Raw genomic sequence first — 13,653 nt, 5'->3', positions numbered from 1 at the left:
GTTTACTCCGCCATTATTCTTTGTGAACGACTTTTTGCGACCCAATAAAGCAAAGGAGCGCCAATACTCGCCGTAATAATGCCAACCATGATTTCTTCTGGTGCTATCAGCAACCGGGCAACGATATCTGATATCAGCAACAAACAAGCTCCGGCAAACAGGCAGTAAGGCAACAACCAGCGAAAATCGCTGCCAACTAATGCTCGCATAAGATGTGGCGCAGCCAGACCAACAAATGCAATAGGGCCAGCCATTGCCGTCGCGCAAGCTGCCAGCATTGTGGCACTCAGCAGAGACAATACTCGGGTACGGGCAACATTAGCACCGAGTGAACCGGCTATTCCTTCACCAAAAAACATCACATTCAGAGAGATGCTCAAAGAAAGCGTCAGTATCACAGCCACCAGCAAATAAGGGATCAATGAACTGGCTTCACTTAATGACATAGTGCTCAATGAACCTATCGTCCAAAAACGATAACTATCCATCACCTGTGGGTTCAGCAGAATGACACCTTGTACCAGCGCGAACAGACAGGTATTGATGGCGGCACCCGTCAATACTAAACGAGTCGGATTGGTATTGCGTGATCCACCACTAAGTAGGTAGAACAAAAGCGTAGACAAGCTTGCACCAATAAACGCAGTCCAGAATCGCGGCATTCCGTCCAAAACAGGAATAAAGGAAAAACAGACTACCGTAGCCGCCGCTCCCGCATTAACCCCCAGTAAACCAGGATCACCCAAGGGATTGCGCAATAATCCTTGTGTTACAGCGCCTGCCAATGCCAATGCCGCCCCTGCCATTAAACCAATCAGTGTGCGCGGCTCACGGGTATTGATGACTAAATCGTAATAACTTCCACTATCTTCCAACCAGTAATGTTGCCAGATTGCTAACAACGGCAATGATTTTGATCCCAAACTTAAGCTGGCAGCAATACAAACACCGGTCAGCACAACCATAAACATCAACCCCAAAATAAGGGCAATCCGCCGTTTAGGGTTCATAATGTTTTGCTATCTCCTGCTTCAGCAATTCCTGTCTCAACAATTCCTGTTTCAATAAGGGCATAAACCTTGGCAATCCCCAACGTAAGCTGAGTGGCGAGCCATAGGACATGGACATCACGATTGACTGATCGGTCAACGGAATATATCCTCCTTGATGTACTGCGCGTATTGATCGGAATAAAGGTTGGGTTTCAGTCTGTTGACGCTCTTTTTCGCTGGTATACCAAGTAACCAGAATATCTGCTCCATTAAGCAAATCAGCATTTTCCAGACCAATATTGGAAGCAAAGCTGCCAAAAGGTGCTGTCAGCGTGTCAGCCAGTGGTAATAAAGACAAACCAAGATGCACCAATGTATCAACACGCGGATCGTCTTTGACGTAAATCGATAAGGTGTTACTGGTCGTCCCTGCTTTTATATAGGCGAAGCGATAATGCGCAATATTAGGAATGGTACTGCCCGTCTGTGTCAGAAGAGTATCCAGTTCAGCAATGAGTTTTTCACCCGGTTCTATTTTGCCCAACGCTCGCGCCACCAGCGCAATTTGTTGTCGTGGTGTTGTCTGCCACGGTTTTTCTGGGTAAGCAATTACCGGTACAAAATGGGATAGGTGCTCATAATTTTCCCGTGTAATTCCTGATTGTGTCGCCAGAATTAAATCCGGTTTCAACTTGATAATCTTTTCAATATCCAATTCAGGGTACATTTCGATTATGGCAGGTAGCATTGCTCCACGCTGTTCTATCTCCTCCCTGAACCACGGCAAATATCCCTCTGCATCACCGCCCCAGCGATGTGATTCAATGCCAACGGGGATAATACCCAGATCCAACAGGATATCTTCCGTACCCGTTCCCAACGCTACAATCCGTTGTGGTGGTTGGTTAATCACCGCCGTACCCAGCGCGGTGGTGATTGTTTTTGGGTAAACTGCTTCGGGATAGCCGGCTGTATCAGCCAGTAAATGTTTTGCGGCCGTTGGTTTATCACAACCTGCCGACAAACTGACCAATAGGATCAACGGTACGGCGACCAATACTTTACAACGTTTCAGTACCATTCTTGTCAGTACCATAACTCACTACCTTTTACTGCGTGCAATTTAATTGAATGAAAATACATCGCCGCCGTCCGTGATTTATCTTAGTCAGAACTTATAACGTAGTGTTGCTTCAACATTACGTGGTGCACCGTAGTAGTACTGAGTATAACTACCAAATGAGGTGTAATATTTCTTGTCGAACAGGTTATTCAGGTTCACGGTTAAGGATAGATCGGGGGTAAATTGATAACGTCCCATCAAGTTAACTGTCGCAAAACTGCCTTGACCATCTTGACGTACTTTTCCATCAGGCCCAGTAAGCTCTTTCCACGTTTTATCCTGCCAGATAACACCGCCACCCAATGTTAAATCGTTCATTACGCCTGGCAGAGTGTAAGTCGTGAACAATTTGAATAAGCGATTCGGATCATCCGTATTAATACGTTTACCACCTGGCATGGTGGTACGGAATTGAGTGTAACCCGCATAAATACGCCAGTCATCGGTAATCTGACCACTCACTTCCGCTTCAAAGCCCCGGGTTTTTACGCCATTGATCGCATAATAAACTCTGGCATTTTTAGGAATTCCAGACGCTTTTGGCTTTCCAGAGTTATCTTCAGTTGTGTAATTATTTTGGTGGATCTCAAAAAGCGCCAAGGAGTAATCAAGGCCGTTATCCAAAGCAACACCTTTCAGACCCAGCTCATAGTTTTCACCCGATACAGGTTTAAGGAGTTGGTTATTACGAGCAACACGGCTTTCAGGATCAAAGATTTTGGTATAGCTGCCATAAACGGAGAAATCCGGTGTGATGTTGTAGACCAAGCCACCGTATGGCACGAATTGATCGCTATAGCTGGCATTTTGCGGTGTACCAAAATTATCGCCACGGGTTTTCCAACTGGTGACACGTCCACCAAGGATCAATATCACAGGATCAGCAAGAGAGAGTTGTGTAACAGCATAACCTGCGGTTTGCTCAATATAGCCATTAGATCCTGTATTTCTTGTTTTACTCCATGTTGGTTCGCTATAACCCCATGATGATCGAGTAAAGTCACCTAAGTTACGGCAGTTGTTTCTTTTCCCTGTCTTAGCTTGATCTTTTTCATCCGGGTTTGTCTCAAGCATACAAGTGGCATTATAGTAATCGTTCTGGAAATTCTGCTTTTGGTAATTCAAACCAAAGCTGGCGTGATGCTTACGACCAAGTAGCTCATAAACACCATTGGCCTGTAAATCAATGTTCCGCTGACGACGAGAACCATCAATCAACGTCATATTGCCCGGATACATTCCCTCATTTGTTGCACGCTCAGGGAAGCCTGTCGCCCATAATACTTTTTGATCAAGGGCGTTACTGTCATAGGTAAAGGTACCTTTCACGCTCCAGCCATTGTCAAATTTGTGTTGCAGGCTGGTAAAAGTCGAGAATGAACGTACTTTAGAGAATGCCCAATCAGGTGCATAACTATCACTGCGTTTGTAATCCGTTTTGCTGCCATCTTTGAAATAAATCGGCAACCCACCAAACATCCCGCCACGGGTATGGTTGATTTGATAATCAGTACCGATACTCAACAAAGTGTTCTCTGTCAGATCCACTTCAAGAATACCGTAGAAAGGGTATTTTTCATGTTTGTCACGATCAATAAACGAATTGGAACGTTCATAAGCAGTGACAAAACGCCCTCTGACTGTGCCGTTTTCATCGAGTGGACCAGAAAGGTCGAGGCCAGTCCGCCATTTATCCCAAGAGCTACCACCCAGAGTTGCTTCACCCCGAAAATCACTAGTTGGACGCTTTCGGATCACGTTAACCGCCGCTGATGGAGTGCCTGGTCCCACCATCAAACCCGCAGCGCCACGAACTACTTCAAGACGATCAATGATGGCGGTATCCAGCAGGTTATCACCGTAGTTAAAACGGATGTCATAAAAAGTCGGTACACCATCACGCAACATATTTCTGACCGTCATCCCTCTGGAAGAAAAGGTGAAGCGATCGCTGTCAGCCTGACGAACGGTCATACCAGTCATACTGTCGATGGCACTCTTAACACTATCCAGATTTTCATCCACCATACGCTGCTTAGTCATCACACTAACGCTTTGCGGTGTTTCACGTGCCGACAAATTCAAACCTGTCGATGTCACCATTGAGGTGGTGTTATACATGCCAGAATCTTCCGTTACTCTTTCATGATCCAGCGATGTTGCCGTTACGACAATCTTATCTTCCTTTCCCTGTGCTTCTCCTGCCATAGCCGCACTGTTTCCCGCCAAAATCAGCGGAATCATCAGAGAAAGCACGGTTCTTTTGGTTAAATGATTCGGTTGCAAAATTAGATTTGTCACTCTATTTATCCCGTCACTAAAATAATTTGTTGTTATGTGTGTTTTGGTATTTCTATCAATTAATTGTATTAACAACAGAATACTTTTCTCGCAAAGCGTGAAGCGGATTCACTAATGTTCCAGCAAATTTCAGATTCTTCTCACGATCATCAAGATCTATCATCTGTTGGTTATTCGCCATTTGCAGACGATTCAGGCAGGTACGCACGAAATCGAACTTAAATAGATCAAATTTGCGGAATTTTTCTATTTGATGCAGATGCTGTGATTGATAACTATGAACACAATAAGCAACCAATTCCCAAAAATGTGACTCTGATAATGCAAGATGTTTTTGCAACAGCGGGACCAAATAGCGGAAGAAGCAGTCAAAGATATCGAGGAAGATATAGTTGATTTTCATCTCATCCTTGATACTGACATGCAGGAAACTAATCTCTTCTGGCAATTTAAATTCGCCATTTAAAATGGCAATTTCTTCACCAATATCTTTCATCAACATTTTTACTGGCACATTATTTTCCAGTACCAGCATCAAGTTTTCACCATGTGGCATAAAGACCAGATCGTAGGTAAAGAAAGCACGTAATAATGGAGAAAAATAAGCATCCAGATAGCGTGATATCCAATCTTGAGCTGATAGACCTGAATCCTGGACTAAAGCGGCTACCACTGCATTGCCCTCTCGATCAACATGTAACAATGAAGCCATAGTCATCAAGCGTTGATTATTTTTCAAAATCGTCATTGGGCTTTCACGCCACAATGCGGATAGCATTTTTTTATGCGGATTATCTTTCTTAATGGCAGATTCAAAGTAGTGGTTGAAATAACCTAATGCAGCCCGCTCCCGCAATATGGTGAACCCTTTATCCTGAAAGAATGGATCAGCTTCAACCAAGTTATTGAGCCATTCATTAACTTGTGGAGTCGTCACCATACTATGTGGATCCAATCCACGCATAAATCCCATATTGAGAATTGATAGAGCCGTTTTCACATAATTTTTCTTAGGCTGGCTAATATTGAAAAATGTGCGGATAGATTGTTGAGCTAAATAATGATCATGACCTTCACCAAGATAAACAATATCCTGTTTGGCAATATCTGCTGCAAAACTAATGGCGATACGGTGTTTCCATTGCCAAGGATGTAGAGGCATCAGGTAATAATCTGACAGGTTCAATCCCAATAAATGCATTTGCCGTTCAAACTGGGCAGGCAAATATTTCTCCAATTCCTCTGCCACTAATTGTGAATAAGAGAGCGAAGAGAGTGAGGAGAAAACCGTTTTATTTCGATGTACAGCGATCCAAATTAATGTTATTGGATGGGCACTTTCTGGCGCATAATCCAAATAATCATCAGAATCAAAACCGATACGACCATTATTGGCAATAAAGACAGGATGCCCCTCGCTCATTGATGTTTCCACCGTTTGATAATCAGCTTGAGCCAAATCCTGTGCAGTCAGTCGATTATTTTGATACTTAAAAGCATGACTATAAAGTGTACTGGATATTTCATCGAGATAAATTGGCAATAACTTATCAGAAATACCCAGTAATGGTCGCAATTCAATAATCAACTCAATGGCATCCAAAGATTGCTCTTGATTATGACTAAGTTTGGTGATCGATGCAGCGTCAATGTCCAAATGATCGAGCAGGTAGGCTTGTGCCTGAAAATGATATTGAAATTTATCGATTTCAACGGAGTAAGATTGTCCCTCTCCATGATGTAGTGGTTTGATGAGTTTCTCGTGGCAAAGCTCACGCAATATTTTTGCTACAAGATGTCGATTTGCATATGACCAATTTTCTATCGTGAGATGGGAAGTTTGACAACCCAAATGAGTATTTAACGAACGCATTCAATAAAGCCCTTATTCATATCCTGCACCCACCTGCTTTCATACGTTAATGCATGACTAACAGGGTGATACATCTCTATATAAATTACTGAATATCTCTATTCAATTAGTGGGAATATTAATCTTGGCTCACTAAAATTATGGTCTTTATTTTTTATTTTCACAAATGATAATTAAAATCATTATTATTAACAACCATAAAAAAATAAAGCCTTTAGTAAATTGGCTGGTACGTTTAGATAGAAGAAACCCGACAATCGATAATCCATAAAAAGGCGGATTTAATTCGGATTATTTAACACCGAAGGTAATAACAAAAGGAAAATTAAATAATTTTACATCAAAATAATAATAAATGTTTTAATTTGTCTTGGCTAAACAATTTCATTACAGTGATAAAATGGTTTCAATAAATTAGAGGATAAAATAAAGGCTCTGACTAAACAGCCAGAGCCTTATTAATAAAGGAAGTTAAACTATGCCATCTATTCTCAAGTCATTAATCTTTCAGATATACATCAACTTGAAATCGATTAGGCACCTAAATTACACTTTATTTTGACGCCACCATTCCGCCAATACAATTCCTGTTGCGACAGAAACGTTCAGGCTTTCGACACGTCCAGTACCACCAATAGAAAGACGAATATCCCCATCTTCCCAAGTGCTGTCGCTTAATCCATCACTTTCCTGACCCAATACCAAGACCATTTTTTCTGGCAAGGTTGCTTGTGCCAACGTAGTACTGCCCTTATGGCTTGATGTTGTCACAATGGTATAACCTTCATCACGGAATTGATTCAGCGTAGTCGTGAAACCATCAGCATCAATACCTTTGATGTGCTCAGCGCCACCCTCAGCAGTACGAACAGCTGCACCAGATTCCAACATCGCTGTATCCTGCAAAATGACGCCTTGTACACCAAAATGTGCACAGCTACGCATAATTGCGCCAAGATTATGTGGATTACCTACGTTTTCCAATGCCAGCACACAATCTTTTGCCGGTGCCTGCTGTAAGTAAGTTTCCGCATTCAGACCATTGCGCTTTTTGATTAAGAAGCAAACACCACCGTGGTGTTCAGTACCTGACGCTTTAGCCAGCTCTTCATCGTCAACCACATGGTAAGCTTTGCGATTTGCCGCCATCCATTTCAGGGCATCGCGAAAACGTGGAGTCACTGATTGGACAAACCAAGCTCGAACAATCGCATCAGGACGGTTCTGGAACATGGCCTGACATGCATTCTCTCCATAAATACGGGTTTCTTCCAAACGCTGGCGACGGAGTTGTTCAGGGTCAATGTGGCTTTTTCCGCTGATACCACTATGTTCTAGTTTAGGAGGCTCGCCTTCTGGGCGGGAAATAGTTTTCCAAGGTGAACGATCACCAGAACGCGCTGGGCGCTCACTGTTACGGCGGCGGTCACCCTGCTCATTCCCTTTACCAAAGGGACGTCTATTGTTCTTGCGGCGGTCATTGTCTTGATGGCGACCACTATCTTTACGGCCATCATTGTTGTCCTCACTACGGACATACATTACTTTGACTTTGCCATTCTTACCACTATAGGAATCGTTCATTTATTTCTCCAACTGCATTATGGCGCGAAGATTACCCGATGTACGCGCCTGATGCTACCTCTGGCAACGACAATCCATTAAAATATCCGCTAATTTTTTTACTGATTCTATCCACGAACATGTCTGAGTTCTTAAATGAGAAATAACAACGCCGTTTATCAGCTTCGCCAACATCGTCTTGCCCGCTCTACCCGCCCTTTTAAGGCAAGGGGTTGTCGAGTACAGCGTTGCTTTCATTGTTTATTACCCCAAAAAAATTGCCTGTGTGAAATGATTTCACCAGCAAACGCAGCTAGCCGCTTCTGTCTGATCATGTTTGATACTGAGCCGATGAAGCCGAGTAATACCGGAAAATTGATTGCAGATGTTCTGCCCAATACACACGCTTTTCTCTGGTCCAGAACTGAGCCAGATCAGCAAATGCTTGACGTGTTGCGCGATCCGACCCGACAACCCTATTTAATCTTCCCTGACAGTTACGCCACACCTCCCCGTACTGTGTATCAGCAGCTTCCTGATAACCAGAAACCACCACTGTTCATTATATTGGACGGTACTTGGCCTGAAGCAAGAAAAATGTTTCGTAAAAGTCCATATTTGAATGATATTCCCCTATTGTCTATTAATAATATAGCCAAAGTCGACTATTTACTGCGGATACCATCCAGAATGGAACAGCATTGTACTGCTGAAGTCGCAGCAGCGGCACTAGAATTAGCGGGAGATTTTGGCGCATCACAATCACTACTCGATCATTTCAATCATTTTCGTGAACAATATCTGGCTGGAAAATCGAATCGTTCAGAGGAATCAATCACAGTAATGCTTGACAATCCGAGCTAAAGTGACTGATGGTGGCTAAGGTTATTCATGGTAATTGTTTTTGTTTATTGATGTGATAACTGATAAGGAACCCCAGAAATGAGCCAGAGCGGACTTGAAGCGCTGTTACGTCCTAAATCTATTGCCGTTATCGGTGCTTCAGAAAAATCAGAAAAAGCCAGCTCAATGCTAATGCGAAATTTGTTGATGGGAGGTTTTACGGGACCCATTCTTCCCGTCACACCAAACAAACGAGCCGTTTTGGGAGTATTGGCCTATCCCTCTATCGATAAATTGCCGTTAACACCTGATCTCGCAGTGATCTGTACGCATTCCCGCCGCAATCTATCTTTGCTGGAACAACTGGCTCAACACGGATGCAAAACCGTTATTATTTTATCTTCACCACCATCACAATTTACTGAACTAAGACAATGTGGCCAAAAATATCATATCCGAATTCTGGGGCCTAACAGCCTCGGTATTCTGGCCCCGTGGATCGGACTTAATGCCAGCTTCTCCCCTATTCCCATCCTTAAAGGCAAGCTGGCGTTTATTTCACAGTCAGCAGCGATATCAAACACCATCTTAGACTGGGCAAATCATCGCAATATTGGTTTTTCATATTTCATTGCTTTGGGAGACAGTGTTGATATTGATATCGATGATCTGCTTGATTTTCTGGCAAGAGATAGTAAGACCAGCGCCATTCTGTTACATCTCGAACATATCAGCGATGCACGACGTTTTCTTTCTGCCTCTCGAAGTGCTTCACGCAATAAACCTATTCTGGTAGTGAAAAGCAGCCGTACCCGAAAAGCTCAGCAATTACTCGGGGAACAACAAAATTTCGATGCGGCCTATGATGCTGCAATTCAACGAGCAGGATTACTTCGTGTACAAGATACACATGAAATGTTTTCTGCGGTGGAAACATTAAGTTTTATGCGACCACTACGCGGGGAGCGTTTATTAATTGTAAGTAATGGCGCAGCCCCCGCAGCAATGGCGCTGGATGAGCTACTCAGGAGAGCTGGAAAGCTCGCCGTATTGGGAGAGGAAATACTCGATCAATTGTCTGGTCTGCTGCCTGAAACTCTTCTCCTACGTAACCCTTTAGATATTGGTGATGATGCCTCAACCGAGCGGTATATTACTATTCTCAAACTACTGTTGGATAGCCATGATTATGATGCTTTGCTATTGATTCATTCACCTTGCGCTATATCTCACAGTCAAGCTACGGCCCTTCGCGCTATCCAAACAATTAAAGAACACCCACGCGGAAAATGGATCACCATTTTCACCAATTGGTGCGGAGAATATTCTTCAATGGAAGCAAGGCGTTTATTCAGTGAAGCCGGTATTCCTACTTACCGTACGCCGGAAGGTGCAATTACCGCATTTATGCATATGGTGGAATATCAACGTAACCAAAAACAACTAAAAGAAACACCATCGCTACCAGTTGGTATTACATCAAATACTGCTCATGCACATGAATGTATACAACAAGCTCTTAATAACGGGAATACGCAGCTCGATACCCATGAAATACAGCCGATTCTTGAAGCCTACGGTTTAAACACCTTACCTACGTGGATTGCCCATACCAGTGATGATGCGGTAAATATTGCAGAAAAAATTGGCTATCCCGTTGCGCTGAAACTCCGTTCTCCTGATATTCCACATAAATCAGAAGTTCAGGGGGTCATGCTTTATTTGCGGAATGCAGAAGATGTCAGGGCAGCGACACAAGCGATTATTGAACGTGTCAAACAAAACTTCCCACAAGCCAGAATCCATGGCTTGTTGGTACAGAGCATGGCTAACCGAGCCGGGGCGCAAGAATTAAGGATATCCATTGAACAAGATGAGATATTTGGTCCTTTAATCATGCTTGGAGAGGGAGGAATTGACTGGTTTAATGAAACACAAGCCGCTGTCGCACTTCCTCCTCTTAATATGGCATTAGCCCGTTATCTGGTTATTCAGGCTATTAAGAGTGGTAAAATAAAATCCGGGGGCTCATTGCTGCCACTCGATATTCCTACTCTTAGTCAATTATTGGTTAGAGTTTCTAACCTTCTGATAGATTGTCCTCAGATTGTTCGTATGAACATCCATCCATTACTTGCTTCGGGTAATGAGTTCACTCTCTTAGATGTGGCAATGGAATTAACGCCAGTGACAGGTGATCCTCACAATAGACTTGCTATTCGGCCTTATCCCCATGAACTAGAAGAAACTATCTATATAAAAGACGATCTTGAATGTCTGCTACGCCCAATTTTGCCGGAAGATGAACCGCTGTTGAAAGCCTTTATCAATCAGGTAACCAAAGAAGATCTTTATTATCGTTATTTTAGCGAGATCAATGAATTTACCCATGATGATCTTGCTAATATGACCCAGATTGATTATGACCGAGAAATGGCTTTTGTCGCGATACGTTATCCCAAAACTACCCCAGAAATTATTGGTGTCGCCCGAGCGATGGCTGATCCCGATAATATCGAAGCTGAATTTGCTATATTAGTCAGATCAGATCTAAAGGGGATCACGTTAGGCTATCAGCTCATGACTAAGCTGATTCATTATGCGAAAGAGCACGGTATTCAAACGCTGACAGCCATCACCATGCCTGAAAACCGTAATATGATCCAACTTGCTAAAAAATTGGGATTTTCTATTGATATTCAGTTAGAAGATGGAGTTGTTAATCTTATTTTAACGCTTTAATAAAGTTCGAATTCGGTTCATCCTATGAGTATGGTAAAAAATCCTTACTTCGTGATGGAACGCACAGACTTAAAGCGATCAGCTCTGAAAAGTTAATTCATACTCCCAATGAGCCAAACTAATGGTATTATCGCCGGATCATTTTGATTCATACACCTTATGATGGAATGAACTCCATCTAAACTAAGAGAAAAAACGCACTGTGATGTTGTCCAAATTTAAACAAGCAAAACACCAACAACACCTTGCACAACTGCCTAAATTACCGCAGTCAGTTGCTGATATAGAGACACTTTATCAATCAAAAGTGTTTCGCAGCACCTTACTAGAGCATATTGCAAACGCCCAAAAACATATTTATATCGCGGCATTATATCTAGAAAATGATGATGCAGGGCGGGATATTCTGACTGCATTATATATTGCCAAACAAAATCGTCCCGAACTGGATGTCAAAATCCTAGTTGACTGGCATCGTGCTCAACGTGGTCGAATTGGCATAGCAGCAGCGGCAACAAATGCAGATTGGTACTGTTCTATGGCCGAAAGATACTCAGGTGTCAATATTCCTATTCTGGGTGTACCTGTGAACACACGTGAAGCATTGGGTGTTTTACATCTAAAAGGCTTTATCTTTGATGATACGGTAATTTATAGCGGGGCTAGCATTAATGATGTCTATCTGCACCGCCATGAAAAATATCGTTATGATCGTTATCATTTACTGCGTAATGCAAAACTTGCTGCAGTGATGAAGCAATTTATTGACGACAGTATTCTTACTGCTGAAGCTGTAAAAAATTTAGCCAGCCACTATCGTCCGCGCAATCTTGAAATTAAGAATTTAATCCGGCAATTTCGGGCTTCATTGCGTAGTACTGAATATCACTTTGAAAACCAAGCTTCCAATGAGGAATTGGCAGTAACGCCTTTGGCTGGATTAGGTAAAAAGAACCAGCTAAATAAAACTATTTGTCATCTGATGTCCTGCACTGAAAATAAGTTGGTTATCTGTACACCTTATTTCAATTTACCCGCAGTGCTTGTACGTTCAATATCACGGTTGCTCCGTCAGGGCAAACAGGTTGAGATCATCATTGGAGACAAAACAGCCAATGATTTTTATATTCCACCTGAAGAGCCATTTAAGATTATTGGTGCATTGCCGTATTTGTATGAAATTAATTTGCGCCGTTTTACCAGTCGGCTGCAACGATTTATCGATAACCAGCAGTTAACCATTAGGTTATGGAAAGATCAGGATAATACATATCACTTAAAAGGGGTCTGGATTGATAATAAATGGCAGCTGATTACTGGTAATAACCTCAATCCCCGAGCTTGGGGGTTAGATCTGGAGAATGCCATTCTTATTCACGATCCGCATCAGGAAATGCAGGAACAACGCTCTATGGAGTTGGATTGCATTCGTACTCATACAAAGATCATCAACAATTATCAAGAGTTGGAAAGTATCCAGTTTTATCCGGTGAAGGTTCGCAAACTGATACGCCGCTTACGCCGTATTCGAGTTGATAGGCTAATCAGCAGAATATTGTAAAATAGATAAATAATTATCAAAATATTAATCCCCTCTCGCGATTGCTCCAGAGGGGATTTTTGTATGTTATTTATCAAAAAGCTATGATTAATGAAAATAAAAATCATGGCATAAATTACAATGAAAAAGAGCACCAAAAATACCATAAAAAATATATTAATAATCTCTTCTCTCCTATTAAGTACCGCTTGTTCTAATATGCGTCAAGCCAGTGATAACTGGGCTGGTAAGGATAAAGTACAGCATTTCCTATTTTCCGCACTTGTGTCTGCTGCTGGGAATACTCATGGAGATCGTCAAAATTGGGGACACCGTGAAAGTGCACAATTTGGTGTATTACTGTCTATCGGTCTTGGAGCAGCAAAAGAATTTTATGATAGTCAACCATCTGGAACAGGCTGGAGTTGGCACGATTTTGCTTACGATATCGCTGGAGCTATAACAGGTTATAGTTTGTATCAGTCCATGAAGTAACTTTTGGATTCAATAGTCTTTGATGCCAAACCCCAAACGCCAAAAAGCCATCCGGAACCGGATGGCTTTGGGGCAAAAGTGTTGTCTGGCAGTTCCCTACTCTCACATGGGGAGACCCCACACTACCATCGGCGCTACGGCGTTTCACTGCTGAGTTCGGCATGGGGTCAGGTGGGACCAC

9 protein-coding genes and 1 other annotated feature are annotated in these 13,653 nt (G+C 42.6%); of the genes, 4 read left to right on the top strand and 5 right to left on the bottom strand.

Annotated features, from left to right (window positions below):
* Positions 1–2: 2 nt before the first annotated feature.
* From Xhom_RS08020 to Xhom_RS08000, 5 genes are all read right to left on the bottom strand, one after another.
* On the bottom strand, positions 3–1,010 hold the full coding sequence (locus Xhom_RS08020) for a FecCD family ABC transporter permease (RefSeq protein WP_069316594.1): 1,008 nt from the start codon (positions 1,008–1,010) through the stop codon (positions 3–5).
* Complete coding sequence (locus Xhom_RS08015) at positions 1,000–2,073, bottom strand: iron-siderophore ABC transporter substrate-binding protein (RefSeq protein WP_069318466.1); 1,074 nt, start codon at positions 2,071–2,073, stop codon at positions 1,000–1,002. Before Xhom_RS08015 ends, Xhom_RS08020 begins: the two co-directional genes overlap by 11 nt.
* Before the next feature lie 87 nt (positions 2,074–2,160).
* Complete coding sequence (locus Xhom_RS08010; RefSeq protein WP_069316595.1) at positions 2,161–4,416, bottom strand: TonB-dependent siderophore receptor; 2,256 nt, start codon at positions 4,414–4,416, stop codon at positions 2,161–2,163.
* Between the two features lie 55 nt (positions 4,417–4,471).
* Positions 4,472–6,289 (bottom strand): IucA/IucC family protein, encoded by a 1,818-nt coding sequence (locus Xhom_RS08005; RefSeq protein WP_069316596.1) that lies wholly within the window; start codon positions 6,287–6,289, stop codon positions 4,472–4,474.
* 546 nt (positions 6,290–6,835) lie between these two features.
* Positions 6,836–7,873: a tRNA/rRNA methyltransferase gene (locus Xhom_RS08000; protein WP_069316597.1), complete on the bottom strand. Its 1,038-nt coding sequence runs from the start codon at positions 7,871–7,873 to the stop codon at positions 6,836–6,838.
* Positions 7,874–8,008: 135 nt separating this feature from the next.
* Here Xhom_RS08000 and Xhom_RS07995 point away from each other — a divergent pair, with 135 nt between their 5' ends.
* From Xhom_RS07995 to Xhom_RS07980, 4 genes are all read left to right on the top strand, one after another.
* Complete coding sequence (locus Xhom_RS07995) at positions 8,009–8,716, top strand: tRNA-uridine aminocarboxypropyltransferase (protein ID WP_069316598.1); 708 nt, start codon at positions 8,009–8,011, stop codon at positions 8,714–8,716.
* Positions 8,717–8,794: 78 nt separating this feature from the next.
* Positions 8,795–11,437 carry a bifunctional acetate--CoA ligase family protein/GNAT family N-acetyltransferase gene (locus Xhom_RS07990; RefSeq protein WP_069316599.1) on the top strand — a complete coding sequence of 881 codons (2,643 nt, stop codon included), beginning with the start codon at positions 8,795–8,797 and terminating at the stop codon, positions 11,435–11,437.
* Positions 11,438–11,639: 202 nt separating this feature from the next.
* Complete coding sequence (gene pssA, locus Xhom_RS07985; RefSeq protein ID WP_069316600.1) at positions 11,640–12,998, top strand: CDP-diacylglycerol--serine O-phosphatidyltransferase; 1,359 nt, start codon at positions 11,640–11,642, stop codon at positions 12,996–12,998.
* Between the two features lie 120 nt (positions 12,999–13,118).
* Complete coding sequence (locus Xhom_RS07980) at positions 13,119–13,472, top strand: YfiM family lipoprotein (protein WP_069316601.1); 354 nt, start codon at positions 13,119–13,121, stop codon at positions 13,470–13,472.
* Between the two features lie 94 nt (positions 13,473–13,566).
* Positions 13,567–13,653: a sequence feature (5S ribosomal RNA rRNA prediction is too short), on the bottom strand.

Origin of the sequence: Xenorhabdus hominickii, from assembly GCF_002632725.1 — a bacterium.
Taxonomy (GTDB): Bacteria; Pseudomonadota; Gammaproteobacteria; order Enterobacterales; family Enterobacteriaceae; genus Xenorhabdus; species Xenorhabdus hominickii.
The sequence above is the reverse complement of the archived record's forward strand: the minus strand, read 5'-3'. Positions and strand labels throughout refer to the sequence as shown.

Excerpts from the sequence above, each read along its gene's own strand:
- Xhom_RS08020 (WP_069316594.1), bottom strand. The coding sequence starts at position 1,010 with ATGAACCCTAAACGGCGGATTGCCCTTATTTTGGGGTTGATGTTTATG.
- Xhom_RS08015 (WP_069318466.1), bottom strand. The coding sequence starts at position 2,073 with ATGGTACTGAAACGTTGTAAAGTATTGGTCGCCGTACCGTTGATCCTA.
- Xhom_RS08005 (WP_069316596.1), bottom strand. The coding sequence starts at position 6,289 with ATGCGTTCGTTAAATACTCATTTGGGTTGTCAAACTTCCCATCTCACG.
- Xhom_RS08000 (WP_069316597.1), bottom strand. The coding sequence starts at position 7,873 with ATGAACGATTCCTATAGTGGTAAGAATGGCAAAGTCAAAGTAATGTAT.
- Xhom_RS07995 (WP_069316598.1), top strand. The coding sequence starts at position 8,009 with ATGAGAAATAACAACGCCGTTTATCAGCTTCGCCAACATCGTCTTGCC.
- Xhom_RS07990 (WP_069316599.1), top strand. The coding sequence starts at position 8,795 with ATGAGCCAGAGCGGACTTGAAGCGCTGTTACGTCCTAAATCTATTGCC.
- Xhom_RS07980 (WP_069316601.1), top strand. The coding sequence starts at position 13,119 with ATGAAAAAGAGCACCAAAAATACCATAAAAAATATATTAATAATCTCT.